Below are 20102 nucleotides of genomic sequence, written 5' to 3'. Positions count from 1 at the left end.
GACACCATCGCACAAGCCATTTTTTCTTCATTCAATTGATGAAGATGGCTTGCGTCTTTCATGCCTTCTACAGCGTTTCTGAAACTGAAAGTCTAAAACTGCCGCCAAAACCTAAAGCATCGAAAAATTGGGTAGGCATTCAAAATAAATTATGACTGTTCAAATTCTTTCCATAATTGCTTATTGGATGTTGTCACGGCTGCAGCACCAGCTTGTAAAGCATTGTTGACATCGTCAATACTGCGGATAAATCCACCAGCAAAGATCGGGATTTGAATTCGTTGATGAATTTCAGCAATAATGTTCGGCATGGCGCCAGGTAAAACCTCAATCACATCGGGTTTTGTTTTTTCTAATAAGGAATAGCTTTTTTCTAAAGCGTTTGAGTCAATGAGAAAAACTCGTTGAATGGCCAATACGCCTTTTTGTTTCGCTTTCAAAACGACACTTGCTTTTGTCGAAAGCAGTCCATAGGGCTTGAAGGACTGGCATAAATATTCGGTTGCGTATTCATCATTTTTAAGACCATGTATTAAATCAACATGCAATAACAAGTTTTTACAATGCTGCTTAGAAATATTGACGATATTTTTCAACTGGGCAATATGGACATCTAATAACACACCATATGCATAGGAACTCTGAAGAAAAATTTCAAAATCCTTCATATTGCGAATCGCTGGAATAATTTTTTGATCTTTATATTCCATTGTTCGTTCCACCTTTTTTATTATTGGCAAAAAATCAGTGTGAATTCAGCTTTCAAACTTAATTGAAACAGAGAAGAGGTCTTTGCTTCAAGTCTCTAGAAAAAAAGAAATCCACAACAAAACACCCCTTCATCCAAACGACTAAAGGGAATTGATGTGGATCTCCTTCTCTCCGCTACAATTTATTAACTTATTAATATTGTACCATAAACAAAAGCGCTGTCAAAGCAATGAGAACATCCACGCATGATCGTTTACAGGGTGAAAAAATTTTTTTAATCGTGAGATTCATAACTACTATCTTTTTCAAAAAATTTTCCAGTAATCCTGTTAACAAGTATATTAAAATGGAAAAAGGGAGGGGATTTCATGTTCATTAAATTAACAGTTTACAAAAAGAACGGTCTTCATGTCCGGATGGCAGCAGCTTTTATTTCGCTGCTTCAAAATCTCATACAAAATAAAGAGATATTAAAAAAGACGTACGTTCTCTATCAGGATAAAAAAGTTCAAGTGAATAATCTATTATCTTTAGTGTCCTTAAAGATTGGACAAGGAGAGGAATTTATCCTGCATTTTGAAGAAAAAATAGACGATCAAATCGTCCAGCAGATAAAAAATTTTTTTGAACAAACGGATCTTGAAGATTCCCAGCAAGCAGAAACAGATCGACTTCTCATGGAAAATTCCATTACCCTTCATGAGGCCATATCTGCTTTACCGAATGGAATCGTCGTTGTGAATAGCGACAATATCATCACTTATGTCAATGCAGCTGCAGCAAAACTTTTGGAAAAAGATCCTCATGAGCTTATCAATCAACGTGCTGACGAAGTGATTCCCCATTCAAGATTGCATGAAGTACTGAAGACAGGAAAAATGGAATTATCCAAAAAGCAAGAAATCAACCATCATACATTGTTAACAACCCGTTCGCCAATTATTTTTAATGGAAAAACGATTGGGGCTGTTGCTATTTTTCAAGATATATCTACCATTGAGAAAATCAGTAAAGAATTGAATGAAGTAAAAGAGCTGCAGCAGCGATTAAATCTTGTTTTAAAATCTGTCTCAGATTTAATCGGATTAACAGATAAAAATGGAAATTTTATATACAAAAATGATGAAATGGATGTTTTGTTAAAAAAATTAAACAGTGTCCCAAACATTCAATCAATAATCGGCCAACACGAGTGGGAAAATATTAAAAGCACTCAAAATCAGATTATGAAACTAATTCAAGTAAACCAACAATCTAGTTATATTACAAAAATAAATCCTATTTTCGTTGACGATGAATTTCGCGGAACAGTTGCCACCATGACTCCATTCGATGATATTAAAAAGCTCCTCGAAAAAATTGATCTAATGGAGCAAAGAACGAAATATTTGGAAATGGAGCTGTCCAAACATCAAGGATTTGATGAAGCATTTCATAAGATTATAGGAAACAGCGAGACATTAAAAGATTCCTTAACAATCGCCGCAAAGGTTGCAAAAACAAATTCGACAGTGATTATTACAGGAGAAAGCGGAACAGGGAAAGAACTTGTTGCTAAGGCTATTCATGAAGCAAGCGACAGAAAGAATAACCTATTTATTCGAGTGAATTGTGCAGCCATCCCTCCTCAATTAATGGAGAGCGAATTATTTGGTTATGAAAAAGGAGCCTTTACAGGAGCGTATAAAACACATCGAGGAAAATTTGAACTCGCTAATAAAGGTACGATTTTTTTAGATGAAATCGGTGATTTAAGTTTGGATTTACAAGCAAAAATTTTACGTGTGCTGCAGGAAAGGGAAGTGGAAAGAATTGGCGGATATGCGCCCATTCAGCTTGATGTTAGAGTAATTGCCGCGACTCACCGTGATCTCAAAAAAATGGTAGATGAGGGCAGTTTTCGCGAGGACCTTTATTATCGGTTGAATGTTGTCCCAATTCATCTGCCCCCTTTAAGGGCAAGAAAAGAAGATATTCCGCTTTTGGTGGAGGCGTTTCGAAAACAATTGAATGCTAGATTGGGAAAAAATATCAAAGGGTATGAAAAAGGATTTATGGAAGCATTGTGCAGTTACCATTGGCCAGGAAATATTAGAGAATTACAAAATGTGATTGAACGGTTATTTAATCTCGCAGATGAAGAAATTATGCGATGCAAGGATTTACCTTACTACATTTCGAACCCTCAATGTCAAGAAAATAAAAAAATAATGCAGAAACAGAGTATCAATTTTGGCAACGAAGTGCTGACCTTCAAAGAATATGAAAAACAAATTTTTTCCTTTGCTTGTCAATATTACCCAAGCTATAACAAGTTAGCAAAAGCGCTTGGGATCACTCATAAAACGGCAGCTAAAAAAATAAGAGAATATGGATTAGAGCATTTAGTTGGGAAAAAGTATCAAATGGATTGATATTTTTTCCCAATGAACTCGCCATAAAAATATGAAAACGCATCCGTAAAGCGCTTTCGTTGTTGGCATCATTTTTGCATTAATAAAAAGTGCAAAGTTAAGAGGAGGTATGTCTATGAAAAAATTAATCAATGATCCTAATCAAGTAGTTGAAGACATGTTAGCAGGGATGTTGGCGGCTCATTCTAATCGAATGAAGAGATTGCCAAATACAAACGTAATCGTAAGAAAAGAAGCACCTATTCAAGGAAAAGTTGGCTTGGTTAGCGGCGGAGGAAGCGGTCATGAGCCTTCACATGCTGGTTATGTAGGTAAAGGCATGCTAGACGGAGCGGTATGTGGAGAAGTGTTCACTTCCCCAACCCCAGATCAAATTTTTGAGGCGATTCAAGCGGTTGATAGCGGAAATGGGGTGTTATTGATTATTAAAAATTACACTGGCGACATTATGAATTTTGAAATGGCTGCCGAAATGGCTGAAGCAGAAGGAATCAACGTAGCAAAAGTGGTTGTGAATGATGATGTAGCTGTGGAGGATAGTACATATACGACTGGCCGGCGGGGAATAGCAGGTACGGTTTTCGTTCATAAAATTGCCGGTGCATTAGCGGAAAAGGGTGCAACGCTAAAAGAAGTAGAAGCAGTAGCTAAGAAAGTTGTGGAAAATGTTCGGTCAATGGGAATGGCCTTAACTCCATGCACTGTTCCAGCAGCAGGAAAACCTGGCTTCGAGCTCGGAGAAAATGAAATCGAAATTGGAATGGGGATTCACGGAGAACCTGGCATTGAAAAAACACAAATCCAGCCAGCGGATGAAATCGCACAAATACTTCTTGAAAAAATTTTAGATGACTTAAAACTTGAGGAAAACGACAAGGTTGCGGTCATGATCAACGGTCTAGGTGCAACACCATTAATGGAATTATATATTATGAACAAAAAAGTCTCTGAGGTCCTAAAGGATAAGAACATTTATATACATGAAACGTTTGTTGGTGAATTTATGACATCGCTTGAAATGGCTGGCTGCTCTATTTCGTTATTAAAATTAGACGATCAACTCATTGAGTTGTTAGACGCACAAGCGGATACAATCGCATTCAAAAAATAGCAATCTCGCTTTCTTGCAGTCTGTCTATAGAAGGAATATGAGGAGAGATGATCAATGACATTTGACGTTGAACAGGCTAAAAAATGGATCATAACTTTTAACGATAAAATTCAGGAAAATAAGGAGTATTTAACGGAGCTGGATCAAGCAATTGGCGATGGAGACCATGGATTAAATATGGCACGGGGATTTCAGGAAACCGTCAAGAAAATTACAGAAGGCAAATATGATGATCTTGGTTCTTTGTTTAAAGATGTTGGCATGACTTTAATTGCTAAAGTAGGCGGAGCTTCAGGTCCGTTATATGGAACAGCTTTCATGAAAGTTTCTCTTGCTTTAAAGGGTAAAAAAGAAGTTGATATAAAGGCTTTAGTTGAGGCATTAGCAGCATCATTGGATGGGTTAAAAGTTAGGGGAAAGGCACAAGTAGGAGATAAAACGATGATCGATGTTTGGGAGCCTGTCATTGAGTATATGAAAAATCGTGAAACGATTCATTCTAAAGAGCTTACTGATTTATCTAAAGAGAAAATGGACGGCACAAAAGAACTTGAGGCAAAGAAAGGCCGTGCGGCTTATTTAGGAAAGCGTTCTATTGGTCATATTGATCCTGGGGCAGCTTCATCGTATTTATTGTTTGCTTCCTTAGCTGAATTGCTCGAAGAAGGAGAGGTGGCCCAATGAAATATGTAAGTCTTGTCTTAATTTCACACAGCTATGAAATTGTAAGCGGCCTAAAAAAGCTTCTGAATCAAGTTCAACCTGAAGTATCTGTAGCCATCGCTGGAGGGGTTGAAGGCGATATCGGAACAAATGCATTAGACATTAAGGAAGCAATTGAATCAGTCTATTCTGAGAAAGGCGTTGTCGTTTTGTTTGATTTAGGGAGTGCACTCATTAATGCTGAAATGGCTATTGAGATGCTAGAGAACAATGAAAACATTATAATAGCCGATGCTCCTCTCGTAGAAGGAGCTTATGCAGCGGTCGTTGAGGCTGGTTTGGGAAGCTCGATTGAAGAGGTCGTTCGAGCTGGCGAGAGTGCAAAGGAACTTGTCAAAATCAATGACTAGCGAGAAAAATTAGGAGTGAACTCAATGATCGAAAAAGAGATTACTGTGACCATTGAAAATGGTCTGCATGCCAGACCAGCAGCAGATTTTGTGAAAAAAGTAAACCAGTATAAAAGCAAGGTTGAGTTAATGATCGGCGACAGAAGGATTAACGCGAAAAGTATTCTTCAGCTTATGAGCGTTGCCATAATGGAGGGACAGACGATCAAAGTGATGACTGATGGAGAAGATGAGAAAGACGCATTAGCGTTTATTGATTTTTTTCTCCAATCAGGTAAAGAATCGTAATCAAGCCTTTGCTTTTGAATTGTTGCAAAAATTCATATTAGGTTCATGGGTCCCATTTCCTAGAACTTACTTCAAAACAAATAATATCATAATTCAAAAAAAGTGATTGACAACGCTTTCTTTTTGTAATAATCTGAAATCAAGTTAATATTTGTGATGGAGAAATGGAGATCCACAGTAATTCCCTGTATGCAGCCTGCATACTAAGGGGGGAATTTGCTGCGGATCTTTTTTATTGACCAAAATTGTAGTCTTTTCGCAAGAGAAAAAAATATATGAAAAAGGAGGGGGGAATTTGCTGCGGATCTTTTTTATTGACCAAAATTGTAGTCTTTTCGCAAGAGAAAAAAATATATGAAAAAGGAGGAAACTTTGATGTCTGCATTTTTAGGTGAGTTAATTGGCACGATGATTTTGATTGTTTTTGGGGGTGGAGTTGTCGGCGGTGTTGTACTTAAAAAATCAAAAGCTGAAAATTCAGGCTGGATTGTTATTACGATGGGATGGGGTCTTGCCGTAGCGATGGCGGCATATGCTGTAGGTCAATTTAGCGGAGCCCATCTTAATCCGGCTGTAACCATCGGATTAGCTGCAATCGGTTCTTTCCCATGGAGTGATGTACCGACCTATATTATTGCCCAAATGATTGGCGCATTTATCGGTGCTGTGATCGTTTATTTGCACTATTTGCCCCACTGGCAAGCAACCGATGACCAAGGTGCAAAATTAGCCGTATTCTCAACAGATCCTGCAATCAAAAATCCTGCAGCGAATCTTTTAAGTGAAGTCATTGGTACATTCATTTTGTTGCTTGGATTGTTGGCACTTGGAGCGAATAAATTTGCAGAAGGAATGAACCCGTTCATTGTTGGATTTCTCATCGTTGCAATAGGTCTCTCCTTAGGCGGAACTACGGGTTACGCCATCAATCCTGCCCGTGATTTAGGTCCGAGAATTGCTCATTTTATTCTGCCGATTCCAGGTAAAGGAAGCTCTAACTGGGGTTATGCTTGGATTCCTGTTGTAGGGCCGATTATTGGGGGAACGTATGGAGCGTTGTTTTATAAATGGGCTTTTGAAGGAGTCAGTACCTCTGCTTTTTGGATTTTCACAATTGTTGTAGCAGCTATCGTTGTGGCAGCGCTAGTAAGCAATAAAGAACAAAGCTTGAATGTCTATAAGAAAACGAAAGCAACACTTTAAGTTTATAATTTTAATAAAATTAATGAGGTGAAGAAAATGGAAACATATGTTTTAGCTCTAGACCAAGGAACGACAAGTTCACGTGCGATCATTTTTAATAAAAAAGGGGAAATCGTTCATATTTCACAAAAAGAATTTGCGCAATATTTTCCTAAACCAGGCTGGGTAGAGCATAATGCCAATGAAATTTGGGGTTCCATCTTATCCGTCATCGCCACTTCCTTGTCTGAGTCAGGAATAAAACCTGAGCAAATTGCAGGCATCGGAATTACGAACCAACGCGAAACAACGGTTGTTTGGGATAAAAACACAGGTCAGCCGGTATATAATGCCATTGTTTGGCAATCACGGCAAACGGCAGATATTTGTGAGGAGTTAAAGGCGAAGGGATTAAATGATACATTTCGTGAAAAGACAGGTCTGTTAATTGATGCATACTTTTCAGGAACAAAAGTCAAATGGATATTAGATCATGTTGAAGGGGCTAGAGAAAAAGCGGAAAGAGGAGAGCTTTTATTCGGAACAATTGATACTTGGTTAATTTGGAAGCTCTCGGGTGGAAAGGCACATGTGACGGATTATTCAAATGCTTCAAGAACATTAATGTTCAATATTCATGAGCTGAAATGGGATGATGAACTGTTAGAAATTTTAACTGTGCCTAAATCCATGCTTCCGGAAGTACGTCCATCTTCAGAAATTTATGCACATACAGTTCCGTATCATTTCTTTGGGCAAGAAGTTCCGATTTCTGGAGCGGCTGGGGATCAGCAAGCAGCACTATTCGGTCAGGCTTGTTTTGAAGAAGGCATGGCGAAAAATACGTACGGTACGGGCTGCTTTATGCTTATGAACACGGGCGAAAAAGCTGTTGCTTCTAACCACGGACTATTAACAACGATTGCTTGGGGATTAAACGGAAAAGTGGAATATGCTTTAGAAGGAAGTATTTTTGTTGCAGGATCTGCCATTCAATGGTTAAGAGATGGACTTCGTATGTTAAAAAATGCTGCTGATAGCGAACAATATGCAGAACGTGTAGAATCCACAGACGGTGTATATGTAGTACCGGCGTTTGTCGGGCTAGGAACACCGTATTGGGACAGCGATGTTAGAGGAGCTATATTTGGTTTGACACGGGGAACGCAAAAAGAACACTTTGTTCGTGCAACTTTAGAGTCCCTTGCCTATCAAACAAAAGATGTGCTGACTGCTATGGAAGCGGATTCGGGAATTTCCTTGAAAACCTTGCGTGTAGATGGCGGGGCAGTAAAAAATAATTTTCTAATGCAATTCCAAAGCGATTTGTTAGGTGTCCCTGTTGAACGTCCTGTTGTCAATGAAACTACTGCTCTTGGAGCGGCTTATTTAGCCGGCTTGGCGGTTGGATATTGGAAAGATCAATCAGAGATCGCGACACAATGGAACATTGACCGTACATTCGAACCATCTATGAATAAAGAAAAACGTAACAAATTATATGAAGGCTGGCAAAAAGCTGTAAAAGCTGCGATGGCTTTTAAATAAGGTTCTATGTCAATTGTTGGGGTGCACTTGATGTGAAGTGCACCTCTTCTATATGTATGAAAGGTAGATCAGAGAGCATTATTCCTTATTTCTGAGACGATCAAAGTTGCGGAAAAACCATAAAAAATTTTTTCTCGGTATAAGTTATTCATCTCAAAGTGTATTCAGCTTACTCTAACTTACGGATATCATTTTATATGAAGTATAGTATAGTTATTCTAAATTCTTTAGTATACTTCAATGAAAAAGGAATCCAAAGTTAGAAAGATGATATTTAATGTTCAAATTGGTAAGAATGCTAAAATTGCGAGATCTAGAATTGTTTCGTATAGATAATCAAGATAATGAAACTATCTGTATGCTGTTGATTTTAGATTACAGAAGACCAAGTGTTTTGGATGATTTTCCAATTTTAAAGGAAATAGAGGATGAAAATTCATTTGAAGGCGCGGAGAATTATATCCACACTGTAATAATTTCAGAGGAAAGATTAGAAGAAAATATTGTCGGTCGAATTATTGAAGTAATTGAAGGATTAGTGGAGCATAAGCCAAATTGTGACAATAACAATTCATTTTATATTAGTAAATTTCCTGATCATTTTGAGGCTGGTGCACATTTAATAGAATATATTAAACCTATTTTAAATAAGATGAATTTTGGAATTGATCTAACATATATCACTGATAAACATTTCAATTATTTAACTCAAGAATAATTTTTTCATTAAAAGTAAAAGCGGTATCAAAAATGGAGATCTACTTTTAACTTCTGCTGAACTCGGGGGAACGAAAGGAAGGAATCCGGAGAAGCTAAAGGCAGAGCGATAACCCCGCCTTCTTGTACTAAAATTTAAGTTCGGCATTGCATGTATCAAGGATTCCTGCTGAATGTAGGAATCCCTTTTTGACACGATTCCGCACTAGAAAATCTGATTAAGTATTTCTCAAAGTATCCCTTGTGAAATAGTTGAACATGAGAAAATAAATTTGATGGCTAAAAAAGGATAAAACATGTGGTAAAATAGTGAAAATTAAAAATTAGAGGAGCGTTGTTTGTGATAAATTATAATGGCCGCAAGTTTGTTTCAATTGAAAATACAGATAATGGAGAAGTTTCTTCAGAAACGCTTTTTGAATATAAACAAGAAGGAAATATAATCTCAGCAACGTATAGCGGTGGAGAAATTATAAAAGGATTCTTAATTGGGATAGTAAAAGAAGATGGATGCTTAGAGTTTAGGTATAACCATGTGAATATCAAAAACGAGATTAGGGGCGGAAAATGTACTTCTACTCCAAAAATCTTACCAGATGGGCGAATTAGACTGTATGAGAATTGGAAATGGCTCGATGATAAGGAAACGGAAGGAAATTCAATTATTGAAGAAGTTGTTGAAAATCATTGATATATAAACTTGAGTTGAAAAATAAAGATTGCTGCGCTGCTGGTAGTATAGTGATGAAAAAGAAAAAAAGAATTTAAAGTAGGTGCAACAGCTTTAGTGGAGGAGCAATAATGATTAGCATACAAAAAGATTCGGATGCTGCAATTATCTTGTTCACGAAATTTATGGAATCAATCAACATATGAAACATGTTTGTCAATCATTATCTGAAATTCGACTTTGATGTCTTCTGTTCGAATATGTTAGAACAGGAAACTCCTTTTGATTATTCTCAAGAGGAAGATGCTTACTTTAATTTTATGGAGAACATAGGTTTTACAAACGCTTTGGTCATGATTAAAAGTTTGTTATCGGAGATTAAGGATGGATATAAAAACATATTTGTCGCCGGATTCAGTGCAGGAGCAACCGTTGCATGGCTATGTAGTGAAGAACGACTTGTTGATGGAATTATTGGGTATTATGGTTCCGTATTAGAAATTATATGGAAATATCGCCTCAATGCCCGGAATTGCTGTTCTTTCCAGAAGAAGAAAAATTGTTTAATGTTGATGAGTTAATTTTAGCTTTAGAAAACAAGCATAATGTTGAGGTTCATAAGTTGAATGGACAACATGGATTCAGTGACCCATTCTCTTTAAAATATAACGAAGCATCAGCAAAAAAAGCTTTTTACTAGATGTTGTTTTTTCTTTTGGAAACATTTAGACGTATTAACTCCGATGGAAAAGCGGACTAACTTCTTTATCTGTGGTGAAGCTCCCTTCATGATTGACTAATTGGCAGGCTAGCTGGAGAAGGCAAGGTTTAGTTTCAAAACAATGACGATATTTTTTCTGGTATGAATTTTGAAACAAACGCAGTACATCACATCACCCAAGTGTGAAAAAAAGTCGTCGACCTCCAATCGTGTAAAAATCCCTGGAGATCGACGACAGCTGTTTTTTGAAGGAAACAGCAGAATAATGGGCCATTGCGAAAATTTTCCATGTTCGTTATAATTAAAACCGACATCCGCCATTATTTAGAAAACATACTAACATCAACGTTTTTTTGGGTTTTTATCTTAACTATAAGGAATTGAAACTTATATGCCCAAACTGCGGAGAAAATAAAATTCAACCGTTTTTATCTTAACTATAAGGAATTGAAACTAAAGACGGTAAGAATCCGTTACTACTAAACTACCGTTTTTATCTTAACTACTGTAGTTGAGCAATTTTCATTACAATAATTACCATGTAAAAAGAGACAAACGGAGTACCCCTTATGCCACATGGAGCTGTTTTTTAACGACATCAATGGGAATATCTTGCTTCGCTGCATGGTAAATGAACTCGACGAGACTATCCCTTTCTTCGTTCGGAGAAGATCAAGCCCAGTAGAGAAATCCCGGTTGGACTCGACCATACTGTACACATAAGCGAGTTGCACCAAGATCCAATACCGTTTCACCGCACGACGTTGACGAACGCGGTACCCATCGAGCTTCAGCTGGTCTTTCGCTTGTCGAAAAAAGCATTCGATCGACCAACGCTGGGCATAGTAGCGCAAGATCTCTTCATCGCTTAGCTCCCGGTCGGTGCTCAAGACGCAGTGAAGATGTTCAGGTGTCATCGGCTGATCGGCTTTCCAAGCCAACAACACAACGGCATCATCGAGACCTTTCAGCGATCCCTCGTAGCGATACACGCGATAACGCTCTTCTCCCACCGTGACGAGACGGGTGTCGTTCGGTTCGATATAGCGGGCAAACTGTTTGGCTTGGATGGCGATGCCTTTCGGATAGAGAATCCGGTTCGTTTTGAGCATCTCGATGACGTGAAATCCTTTTTTCAGACAGGCTTCCACGAGCGCTTGCGATGGATACCACGAATCCATCAGCACATAAACGGGACGGCGTACATCCAAAGAAGAAAGCATCTCGATCGCGAGTTCCCCCTTGCTTTTCCCAGCCGCCTTGTCGTAGAGGCGGAACGCAAAGGGAAAAGCCTGGGTCATCGTATGAACCATGAGCCAAACGAGAGAATGTCCCCAGATCGACTTTTTCTCTGTGTGAGAATAGTGCCAATCACACCCTTGAATGGCGTGCGTTGCCTGTGACGAAGGCTTGGTTTTTTGGCAAATCGTATCATCGATCGAAACAAAAAGGGGTTGATTCTCCTGTTTGGCGATGCGTTCGACACGACGAAGCATCCACTGTTGAAGTTTGCGAAGCAGCGTCTCTTCATCCCAAGGGCTTTTCGTGAAAAAATGGCTGAGTGTCGTTCGATGATTGGGGTGAAAGCTCCAATGATGAAGATCGGTCAACGTTCCAGAAAAGCCTTTCGTGATCATCGCATCCACGATATGAACGAGATGCTTCATGACAGGTTTTGAAAAATAAAGTGCCAACCCCAACATCGTGAAAAACTTGTGGATTCCTTGATGATGTGCTAATCTATTCATGAGACATGAACCTCCTTGTGAATAATTTTGGTGACACATCTATTCTAATCAAGGAATCGGGTTCATGTCTCTTTTTTTGTTTGGTTGTAAATTTATGTTAGCGAATTTGCTCATCTACAGTTAACTATAAGGAATTGAAACGATTTTCCAAAACGAAACACAACTGAAATTGACGACTTTTCCATTATTAAAATTCAAAACAAGGGTCCCACGAAAAGAAGGGTGAAAATTCAGCTTAACTAACCTGTTGAGTAGGTCCATTACATATTAATTTGAATACCTATGTTAAATGTATCTCTATGTTTTAGTTTGCGGTGAAATATACTTAAAGTTACGGATGCTTTAATCAAAAAGGAGTAGAGTTGTTCCACTATGGGCAGGTTAGTCGAACCGAAGAGTTCTGAACGACTTCATCGGCGACGGCTGTTAGTGAATTAAGTGGAAGGGGCTGTACAGATGTTTGGAATAACTGGTTACGGAATTTATTTACTTATGGCCATATTTATGAATTTAACCCCTGGCACTGACACTATGTATATTATTAGCAGAAGTATATCACAAGGCAGAAAAGCAGGTATTTACTCTGTACTTGGAATTTCAACGGGTTCTTTCATCCACACTTTATTAGCTGCTTTTGGTTTGTCTATTATTTTAGCAAAATCTATTGTATTATTTACTGCAATTAAAATAATGGGTGCTGTTTATTTGGTTTATCTTGGTATAAAAATGTTGTTTCAACATTCATCCCTAGCATTTGAAGCTTCAGCATTACAGCATTTAGAATTCAAAAAGATCTATATGCAGGGAGTTATAACCAATGTTACAAATCCAAAAGTGGCGTTATTCTTTATTTCTTTTCTCCCGCAATTTATTATGACAGACAATCCTTACGGTCCCATTCCCTTTATGATTTTAGGAATTTCGTTTATTATTACAGGCACTCTTTGGTGTTTAATCGTTGCATATTTTGCTTCATTCGCAACCGAAAAACTAAGGGAAAACACAAAAATAGCAAACCTATTAAACAAATTATCGGGGATTATTTTTATAGGACTAGGTATAAAATTATTTCAAACGAAAGCGTCTCAATAAATTTAGACGGGGTTTGCATCAACCAAAAGCATAAACTAGGCGAAAACCGTATTGAAATTCCGTAATTTTTGCACCAGATTGGAAGCAGATTACTCGGACTTATGCAAGATAAAACTTTCCGTACTTATGGAACTCTAAATACCGCCAAACTGGATAAGCGTGGAAAAATAAAATGAAAGCTCTCTGCTTCTCTTTGAGGTTCACCTTTTCAAAGAGGAGTATTTGTTTTGATAGTATTCTTTCTTAACTAGTAGGTGCTCTCTGATGTCAGTCTATATAGACACAATGAGCAGATAATTGTATAGTAAATCTATCGATCATGTCTATAATGAAATGGCAAAAGGTTTCTGCCAATGTGAAGATTTTTTACAAAGAATTTTTTAATCGTTGCGCTACATGTAAACACTGTACATGACTAACTTTGATCGTTTGGAAATGAATCGATGCTCTGGCAAAGCTTCAGCAATCGCAGCTCATATAGTTGAATGGAATCATGATTAAAATGCTAATTTTTGTTTTTTTCTAATGAGCTTTATATCGCCTATTATCATTACTACTCGACACTAAGTTTAGGTCAATGATCCGAATTTTTTATTTACGGCTGATGAAAAGAAGTAAGTTTAAGTTGACAATATAAACTGTAATCATTATTATTACACTTAGGAGGAAGGTTCAATATGAATAGCGATTTTTCGATTGCCGTTCACTGCGTTGCGTATCTGGCTGAAAAGCAAAATCAGCGAGTAACCAGTGAAGACATTTCTCAAAGTGTTTCTGTCCACCCAGTAAGATTAAGAAAAATCTTAAGCATATTAAGAAAAGAAAATATAATTGCTTCTAAAGAAGGGGCAAAGGGCGGATTTTCGTTAAACGCTCAGCCTGAACAAATTACGTTAGACAAAATTTTTAGAATCACTAGTGAGGAAACGCTTGTGCCGAAATGTCCCGATTCCAATGACAACTGTATAATAGGCAAACATCTGTCAGATGTACTCATTCGTATTTTTCATAATGCAGAAGAACATTTTTTAAACTATTTAAAAGGTGTGACGGTCCAAGATATCATTAATGAAATTCATAATAATAGCTCAAAAAATTCGTTTCATGCCTGAAACAAAATAGTTTGTTGCGGCAAAAATTTTTTTTAAATAAAACTGTAATCAAAAACGTTTCAGTTTAAGGAGGTGAATGATGTTGAAGAAAAAACGAGTAGTCGTCGGATTGTCTGGAGGAGTGGATTCCTCTGTAGCTGCTTACCTTCTTAAAAAAGAAGGGTACGACGTCATCGGGGTATTTATGAAAAACTGGGATGATACGAATGATGATGGTGTATGTACGGCAGCTGAGGATTATGAAGATGTTAAACGAGTTGCCAACCAACTCGGGATTCCTTACTATGGCGTCAACTTTGAAAAAGAATATTGGGATCGTGTATTTACGTATTTCATGGATGAGCTGAAGCGAGGCCGAACACCGAATCCAGATGTAATATGCAATACTGAAATTAAATTTAAAGCGTTTGTTGACTATGCTCTTTCACTTGATGCGGATTATATCGCAACGGGTCATTACGCAAGAATCAACAGAGAAAATGGCCAAATCACCTTGCTGCGTGGAAAAGATGCGAATAAAGATCAAACGTATTTTCTTAGCCAGCTAACGTCGGACCATTTGTCTAAAGTTCTGTTCCCGCTGGGTGAGTTAACGAAGGGTGAGGTGCGAAAAATCGCCCAAGAATTGAACCTTATTACCGCCAATAAAAAAGATAGTACCGGAATCTGTTTTATTGGAGAACGAAATTTCAAAAACTTTTTAAAGAATTTTTTGCCGGCACAGCCTGGAGAAATTCGTTCGCTTGATGGAGAAGTGCTCGGTACTCATGATGGTTTAATGTATTACACAATCGGCCAACGAAAAGGGCTTGGCATCGGCGGCAAAGGAACAGGAGAACCTTGGTATGTCGTCGATAAAGATTTAGACAACAATGTTTTACTTGTTGCTCAAGGCAAAGACCATCCGGCATTGTTCTCTACTGGACTGATTGCATCAAACCTGAACTTGATAAATGGGGATGTTCGTCTTGGTACGTTTGCATGTACAGCTAAATTCCGCTACCGTCAAGAGGATCAAAAGGTGCGTGTCCATATTCGTCCGGATGGAACGGTGTTTGTAGAATTTGAAAAACCAGTTAAGGCTGTGACACCGGGGCAAGTAGCGGTATTTTATGAAGGTGAGATTTGTCTTGGCAGCGCCATTATTGACAAAGTGATAAAAGACGATGCTGCTATTGCCGCGGCTGCATCATAAAAAGTTCGTTACAGATATAATATATGTTTTTTTTGTTCATATCGGTAAAACAAATTATTTTTAACAGGGCCTTTCCTTTATATACGGCCCACCTTTTCTTAAGGAGTGGTAAAAACAATGGAAAAATTTAAAAATCATAAAGGGTATTCACGCATGTATCAAGAGAACAAACTGACTTTAGGGCTGTTCTTTCCGATTGAATCGTATATGGGAGACGTCCCTGAGATGAATATCGAAAAGCAAATGAAGCTGGCAAAACGAGCAGAAGAGCTGAATTTTGCTTCATTGTTTGTGAGAGATGTGCCGCTGCGCGATCCAAATTTCGGTGATGTTGGACAAATGTATGATCCGTTTACGTATTTAGGGTATGTTGCGGCTCACACAGATAAGATTGCTTTAGCAACTGGAAGCATTATTTTAACGCTGCGTCACCCACTTCATGTAGCAAAAGCGGCAGCTTCTGTAGACAGATTATCTGGTGAAAGACTCATTCTCGGCGTCGCAACTGGTGACCGTCCAATCGAGTTTCCGGCATTTTCTGTGAATCCTGAAGAACGGAGCGAATTATTCCGAGAATCAGTAGCTGCTATAAGAAAGGTTTGGCGTGACCATTTTCCTACGATTAACACGACACGAGTGCATATGACAAGCGGAGATATGCTGCCAAAACCAAAATTGTCAGATATACCATTAATGGTAACAGGTCACAGTGGACAATCTCCTGAATGGATTGCTGAACATAGTGATGGATGGATATACTATCCGCGTGGAATTAAGTTTCAAAAAGCATTAATCGATAATTGGCGTTCGCTAACAGAAGAATTTAAGCCATTTTCCCAATCTCTTTACATTGACTTAACGGAAGATCCAAATCATGTACCAATTCCGATACATCTTGGATTCCGTACGGGGCGAAATTTCGTAATTGAATTTCTTGGAGCTTTACAGGATGCAGGTGTGAACCATGTCATCATCAACTTAAAATATGGACAGCGTCCAGTCGAAGAAGTGATTGAAGAATTAGGCGAGTATGTGCTTCCGCATTTCCCTGCTTTAACATGATAAGAAAATTTAAAAACCATCAATATGAGAAAGGATGGATATGATGAAAGTTTTGGTCATTGGAGCCAACGGACAAGTAGGACAACAAATAGTAAATTTGCTTCATGAGCATGAACAGCATTCTGTTCGTGCAATGGTTCGAAAGCAAGAGCAATTGGAGGATTTTCAGAAAAAAGGAATTGAAGCGGTGCTCGCTGATTTGGAAGGCACTGTCGATGAAATTGCTGAAGCGGCCAAAGGCTGCGATGCGATCGTATTCTCAGCTGGTTCAGGGGGACACACAGGCGCTGATAAAACATTGCTGATAGATTTAGACGGCGCTGTAAAAGCCATGGAGGCTGCGGAAAAAATCGGAATTGAACGTTTTGTTATCGTGAGCTCATTCCAAGCCCACAATCGTCAGAACTGGCCGGAAAACCTTAAGCCATATTATGTCGCCAAACATTATGCAGACCGTGTGTTGATGAATAGCGGCCTAAATTATACGATTATTCGTCCTGGTTATCTAAAGAATGAAAAAGGTACAGGACTGGTTACTGCAGCTGAAAACTTACCTGTCGGTTACATTCCTCGGGAGGATGTAGCAAGAACGATTGTTCAAGCTCTTGATGAACCAAATACGTATAGAAAAGCATTCGATTTAATGTCAGGAGATAAAGAAATTAGCGAAGCGTTGAAATCACTGTAATGTACCGTTCAATGGAAAAGGGAGGGAGAAATTAGAAAATGGCTTACCCTTTTTACGCAATGGATTTTGCTTTCTATAATTCAATGGGTATTTATAGTTTTGAAGCTCGATGTGAAATGTTAAAGGAAATTGGCTATGACGCAACCCATTTATCCGTCTGGCACGGAGAGCGATGGAGAGATGTAGAAAAGCTCAAAAACGTTAAGGAGAAATATGGGCTGGACGTCGCAGGCGTGTACGTTGTGTTAGATCTTTCACTAGGCGAGGACCATCCAAGAAATGCAGGCATTTTAAAGATGCTGGAGATTATGGAAGGGTGCAGCACGGTTGAGCTGGCGATTCAATCTGTCGGAGAGCATATCCGCCCTTCAGATCCAAAAGGGGACGACATCGCAGTAAAATGGCTGGAAAAAGCATTGAAGATTGCCGAACGAAGAAATATTAACATTTTGCTTTACACGCATCTATCCTTCTGGATTGAACGCCATGAAGATGCAGTGAGACTATGCAAACGCCTGAACCATTCTAATCTTGGAATTGTCTTTTGTGGCTACCATTGGTATGCGGCAGATGGAACAAATCTAAAAGGAACGATTCAAGCGGTAGCTCCTTACTTAAAACAAGTAAACATGTCCGGCAGCAGCCGCAATCCGCACGGTTTTGGCGGAGTGGCAACAATCGAGCCTTTGGATGTTGGGGAGTTAGATAATTTTGCGTTGCTTGGACAGTTAAAAAAGATCGGTTATAACGGAATGATCGGCTACTTAGGTTGGAGTGAAGGCGGCGACGCTTATAGTAAGCTGAGACGTTCACTCAATGCGTTCCGTGATATGGAGCGTAGAGTTGAGGCACACCCGCACTGGGCGGATTTAAAATTAACTCCATAATGAAAAATATTGAGGTGCTAGTCGAACAATAATAAGTTCAACTAGCACCTCGTGCATTCAGCTAATGTACTGCGGTATTCACCGAAGTACATTTTTTTTTGAAGTTTTTAAGATCCTTTATTTTTCAACAACTGCCTTTTCATTTACAGCCGTTTTTTTCACATACATCGTTACGCCGATGATGATAAGAATAAGAAGCAGCTGCGGCACTACTGTTTCAATCGTCGGATAGAAACCGATTGGTTCAATATAAGGAACATTCGGCAATGAATGTGTTGGCAGCGTGTTTGCTATCTGCATGGCATGAATACTGATTCCGAGCATTTTGAATGATAATACATAAATAAGCAGCGTTGCGCTCATAAAGAACGGACGGACGGGAATCGCTGAACTAAAGCGGATGATAATAAACCCGAGGATCACTAAGATCGCCATGGCGATAGCGATTCCTAAAATTAACTGGCTGATTTCCATCGACGGAGCCATTCCGGCATAGAAAATAATTGTTTCGGCACCTTCGCGAAAAATTGAGAGAAAACTTAGCAAGGCCATGGAAAACAAGCTTCCTTTTGCCAATGCGTGTCCGAGATGCTCTTTAATATATTGATTCCAGTGGGCGATATTTGACTTTTTGTGAAGCCAAGCGCCAACCGTCAGCATCATTACAACAGCAGTGATGCCGACGATTCCTTCGATCGATTCGCGGCTTCCGGCAACAGTTATTTTGGAGAAAAACATGTTCATGACAACAGCTAGAATAGCACTAGAAATGATGCCGCACAAAACGCCGATCCAAATCCAACCTTGTTTGTCGGCATGATTCGTTTTCTTCAAAAATGAAAGCAAACCGGCGATGATTAAAAGAGCTTCAAATCCCTCACGCAGTAAAATAAGCATAGCATCTATATACGTATAGCTTGTTTTGGCTGCGATGAGCTGAAGGGAATCATACAATTCACTAATCATCGTTTGAGCTTTTTCTACGTTTTTATTGTCAGACTGCAATAAACTGATTGCGGAGGGAATTTCAGTTTCCATGCGATTGTATAGGGAGTAGTCTTTTGTCCGAACCTCCCCTTCAACTACCGGCCATATAAGCAATATTTTGTTTAAATGTTCTGATGCCTCGGATGGGTTATGATCTTTTAGCGACTGTACGCTTTTTTCCAATAAATCTGTTACATCACTTAATGTGTATTCATTTCCAGCGGATTTTCCCGCATTTTTCCCGCTTAAAAAATTTTCAACAGAAGCTGTCAGATCCTTGAGGCTCTTTAAAGCCTTCTCTCGATCAGGCGGAGTTTGCGTCAGTGAAATTCTTAACAAAGCAAGCTGTGTTTCAATTTCGCCATACGAAACAACGCTTTCGGTACGAACAATGTTCTCGTTTGCCGTCCAAGTGGAAAGTAATTGCTGATATTTCATGGCCGCCTGATCAAAATTATTGTTTTGAATCATTTTTTCGATTTCATCAATAAATTGATACATCTGTTTTAGCTTTTCTTTTTCTTTTTGCGGATCTGTCGGATTTTGTTCTTCTTCGTACGAAGTAAGCGCTTTTGATAAAGCGGACAAATTTTCACTTATTTTCGTTGCATCTTTTTCAGATTGAGCCAGGGCGTTTTTCGCATTTTTTAACTGTTTATCGACTTCAGCTGTTTTTTTGCTATCAACAGCTTTTACTTCGTTCCATTGCTGTGAGAATTGTTCCAAATTGTCCTGTACGACATCCCAGTTCGCTTCCTTTGTTTTCATGATGGCATCGCCTATCAAAACATATAAATCATCAAGGTTCTCTGCGGCTACGGCTTTATTTGAGAAAATACCCATTGTGAAAAGAATTGCGAAGGCAATAAGCCCTAATTTTTTATACATCAGCTTCA

17 protein-coding genes and 2 pseudogenes are annotated in these 20102 nt (G+C 38.7%); 16 read left to right on the top strand and 3 right to left on the bottom strand.

Features of this window, described 5'->3' with window-relative positions:
• Positions 1–149 precede the first annotated feature (149 nt).
• Complete coding sequence (locus NSQ44_RS14820; protein WP_063387204.1) at positions 150–710, bottom strand: glycerol-3-phosphate responsive antiterminator; 561 nt, start codon at positions 708–710, stop codon at positions 150–152.
• Between the two features lie 369 nt (positions 711–1079).
• Here NSQ44_RS14820 and NSQ44_RS14815 point away from each other — a divergent pair, with 369 nt between their 5' ends.
• The 10 genes and pseudogenes from NSQ44_RS14815 (at position 1080) to NSQ44_RS19070 (ending at position 10414) form a co-directional block, all read left to right on the top strand.
• Positions 1080–3125: a sigma 54-interacting transcriptional regulator gene (locus NSQ44_RS14815; protein WP_340857447.1), complete on the top strand. Its 2046-nt coding sequence runs from the start codon at positions 1080–1082 to the stop codon at positions 3123–3125.
• Positions 3126–3240: 115 nt separating this feature from the next.
• Complete coding sequence (gene dhaK, locus NSQ44_RS14810) at positions 3241–4236, top strand: dihydroxyacetone kinase subunit DhaK (protein WP_340857445.1); 996 nt, start codon at positions 3241–3243, stop codon at positions 4234–4236.
• Between the two features lie 54 nt (positions 4237–4290).
• Positions 4291–4920 (top strand): dihydroxyacetone kinase subunit DhaL, encoded by a 630-nt coding sequence (gene dhaL / locus NSQ44_RS14805; protein ID WP_340857444.1) that lies wholly within the window; start codon positions 4291–4293, stop codon positions 4918–4920.
• Positions 4917–5309: a dihydroxyacetone kinase phosphoryl donor subunit DhaM gene (gene dhaM, locus NSQ44_RS14800; protein ID WP_063387208.1), complete on the top strand. Its 393-nt coding sequence runs from the start codon at positions 4917–4919 to the stop codon at positions 5307–5309. Before dhaL ends, dhaM begins: the two co-directional genes overlap by 4 nt.
• A gap of 24 nt (positions 5310–5333) precedes the next feature.
• Complete coding sequence (locus NSQ44_RS14795) at positions 5334–5597, top strand: HPr family phosphocarrier protein (protein WP_066250986.1); 264 nt, start codon at positions 5334–5336, stop codon at positions 5595–5597.
• Between the two features lie 375 nt (positions 5598–5972).
• On the top strand, positions 5973–6800 hold the full coding sequence (locus NSQ44_RS14790) for an MIP/aquaporin family protein (RefSeq protein WP_130157088.1): 828 nt from the start codon (positions 5973–5975) through the stop codon (positions 6798–6800).
• A 36-nt stretch (positions 6801–6836) separates the two neighbouring features.
• A complete protein-coding gene (glpK, locus tag NSQ44_RS14785; RefSeq protein WP_340857442.1) occupies positions 6837–8327 on the top strand; it encodes a glycerol kinase GlpK in 1491 nt (496 codons plus the stop codon).
• 277 nt (positions 8328–8604) lie between these two features.
• Positions 8605–9045 carry a hypothetical protein gene (locus NSQ44_RS14780; RefSeq protein WP_340857441.1) on the top strand — a complete coding sequence of 147 codons (441 nt, stop codon included), beginning with the start codon at positions 8605–8607 and terminating at the stop codon, positions 9043–9045.
• A 339-nt stretch (positions 9046–9384) separates the two neighbouring features.
• The gene (locus tag NSQ44_RS14775; RefSeq protein ID WP_198318546.1) at positions 9385–9735 is read left to right on the top strand and encodes a n-acetylglutamate synthase; all 351 of its coding nucleotides are present in this window, start codon (positions 9385–9387) and stop codon (positions 9733–9735) included.
• A 110-nt stretch (positions 9736–9845) separates the two neighbouring features.
• Positions 9846–10414 (top strand): annotated as a pseudogene (locus NSQ44_RS19070) (dienelactone hydrolase family protein).
• A 588-nt stretch (positions 10415–11002) separates the two neighbouring features.
• Here the strand turns inward: NSQ44_RS19070 and NSQ44_RS14765 are convergent.
• Positions 11003–12183 (bottom strand): annotated as a pseudogene (locus tag NSQ44_RS14765) (IS701 family transposase).
• Between the two features lie 456 nt (positions 12184–12639).
• Between NSQ44_RS14765 and NSQ44_RS14760 the strand changes: the two are divergent.
• The 6 genes from NSQ44_RS14760 to NSQ44_RS14735 all read left to right on the top strand — a co-directional run bounded on the left by NSQ44_RS14760 (position 12640) and on the right by NSQ44_RS14735 (position 18219).
• Entirely contained in the window at positions 12640–13275 is a 636-nt protein-coding gene (locus tag NSQ44_RS14760; protein WP_066250976.1) for a LysE family translocator, read from the top strand.
• A gap of 677 nt (positions 13276–13952) precedes the next feature.
• On the top strand, positions 13953–14387 hold the full coding sequence (locus tag NSQ44_RS14755; protein ID WP_094244571.1) for an RrF2 family transcriptional regulator: 435 nt from the start codon (positions 13953–13955) through the stop codon (positions 14385–14387).
• An 82-nt stretch (positions 14388–14469) separates the two neighbouring features.
• A complete protein-coding gene (gene mnmA / locus NSQ44_RS14750; protein ID WP_340858278.1) occupies positions 14470–15582 on the top strand; it encodes a tRNA 2-thiouridine(34) synthase MnmA in 1113 nt (370 codons plus the stop codon).
• 117 nt (positions 15583–15699) lie between these two features.
• A complete protein-coding gene (locus tag NSQ44_RS14745; RefSeq protein WP_063387217.1) occupies positions 15700–16644 on the top strand; it encodes an LLM class oxidoreductase in 945 nt (314 codons plus the stop codon).
• A gap of 43 nt (positions 16645–16687) precedes the next feature.
• Positions 16688–17332, top strand: coding sequence for an SDR family oxidoreductase (locus NSQ44_RS14740; protein ID WP_340857439.1), 645 nt, complete (start codon positions 16688–16690; stop codon positions 17330–17332).
• A gap of 38 nt (positions 17333–17370) precedes the next feature.
• Positions 17371–18219 carry a sugar phosphate isomerase/epimerase family protein gene (locus tag NSQ44_RS14735; RefSeq protein ID WP_066250971.1) on the top strand — a complete coding sequence of 283 codons (849 nt, stop codon included), beginning with the start codon at positions 17371–17373 and terminating at the stop codon, positions 18217–18219.
• A gap of 117 nt (positions 18220–18336) precedes the next feature.
• On the opposite strand, the gene NSQ44_RS14730 is transcribed toward NSQ44_RS14735, so the two are convergent.
• A complete protein-coding gene (locus tag NSQ44_RS14730; protein WP_340857438.1) occupies positions 18337–20094 on the bottom strand; it encodes an FTR1 family protein in 1758 nt (585 codons plus the stop codon).
• Positions 20095–20102 lie beyond the last annotated feature (8 nt).

This window comes from Aeribacillus sp. FSL M8-0254, assembly GCF_038008845.1.
Classification (GTDB): Bacteria; Bacillota; Bacilli; order Bacillales; family Aeribacillaceae; genus Aeribacillus; species Aeribacillus composti.
The sequence above is the reverse complement of the archived record's forward strand: the minus strand, read 5'-3'. Positions and strand labels throughout refer to the sequence as shown.

Bases quoted from the DNA above. Each gene is read 5' to 3' on its own strand.
- NSQ44_RS14820 (WP_063387204.1), bottom strand. From the start codon at position 710: ATGGAATATAAAGATCAAAAAATTATTCCAGCGATTCGCAATATGAAG.
- NSQ44_RS14815 (WP_340857447.1), top strand. From the start codon at position 1,080: ATGTTCATTAAATTAACAGTTTACAAAAAGAACGGTCTTCATGTCCGG.
- dhaK (WP_340857445.1), top strand. From the start codon at position 3,241: ATGAAAAAATTAATCAATGATCCTAATCAAGTAGTTGAAGACATGTTA.
- dhaL (WP_340857444.1), top strand. From the start codon at position 4,291: ATGACATTTGACGTTGAACAGGCTAAAAAATGGATCATAACTTTTAAC.
- dhaM (WP_063387208.1), top strand. From the start codon at position 4,917: ATGAAATATGTAAGTCTTGTCTTAATTTCACACAGCTATGAAATTGTA.
- NSQ44_RS14795 (WP_066250986.1), top strand. From the start codon at position 5,334: ATGATCGAAAAAGAGATTACTGTGACCATTGAAAATGGTCTGCATGCC.
- NSQ44_RS14790 (WP_130157088.1), top strand. From the start codon at position 5,973: ATGTCTGCATTTTTAGGTGAGTTAATTGGCACGATGATTTTGATTGTT.
- glpK (WP_340857442.1), top strand. From the start codon at position 6,837: ATGGAAACATATGTTTTAGCTCTAGACCAAGGAACGACAAGTTCACGT.
- NSQ44_RS14780 (WP_340857441.1), top strand. From the start codon at position 8,605: ATGTTCAAATTGGTAAGAATGCTAAAATTGCGAGATCTAGAATTGTTT.
- NSQ44_RS14760 (WP_066250976.1), top strand. From the start codon at position 12,640: ATGTTTGGAATAACTGGTTACGGAATTTATTTACTTATGGCCATATTT.
- NSQ44_RS14755 (WP_094244571.1), top strand. From the start codon at position 13,953: ATGAATAGCGATTTTTCGATTGCCGTTCACTGCGTTGCGTATCTGGCT.
- NSQ44_RS14745 (WP_063387217.1), top strand. From the start codon at position 15,700: ATGGAAAAATTTAAAAATCATAAAGGGTATTCACGCATGTATCAAGAG.
- NSQ44_RS14740 (WP_340857439.1), top strand. From the start codon at position 16,688: ATGAAAGTTTTGGTCATTGGAGCCAACGGACAAGTAGGACAACAAATA.
- NSQ44_RS14735 (WP_066250971.1), top strand. From the start codon at position 17,371: ATGGCTTACCCTTTTTACGCAATGGATTTTGCTTTCTATAATTCAATG.
- NSQ44_RS14730 (WP_340857438.1), bottom strand. From the start codon at position 20,094: ATGTATAAAAAATTAGGGCTTATTGCCTTCGCAATTCTTTTCACAATG.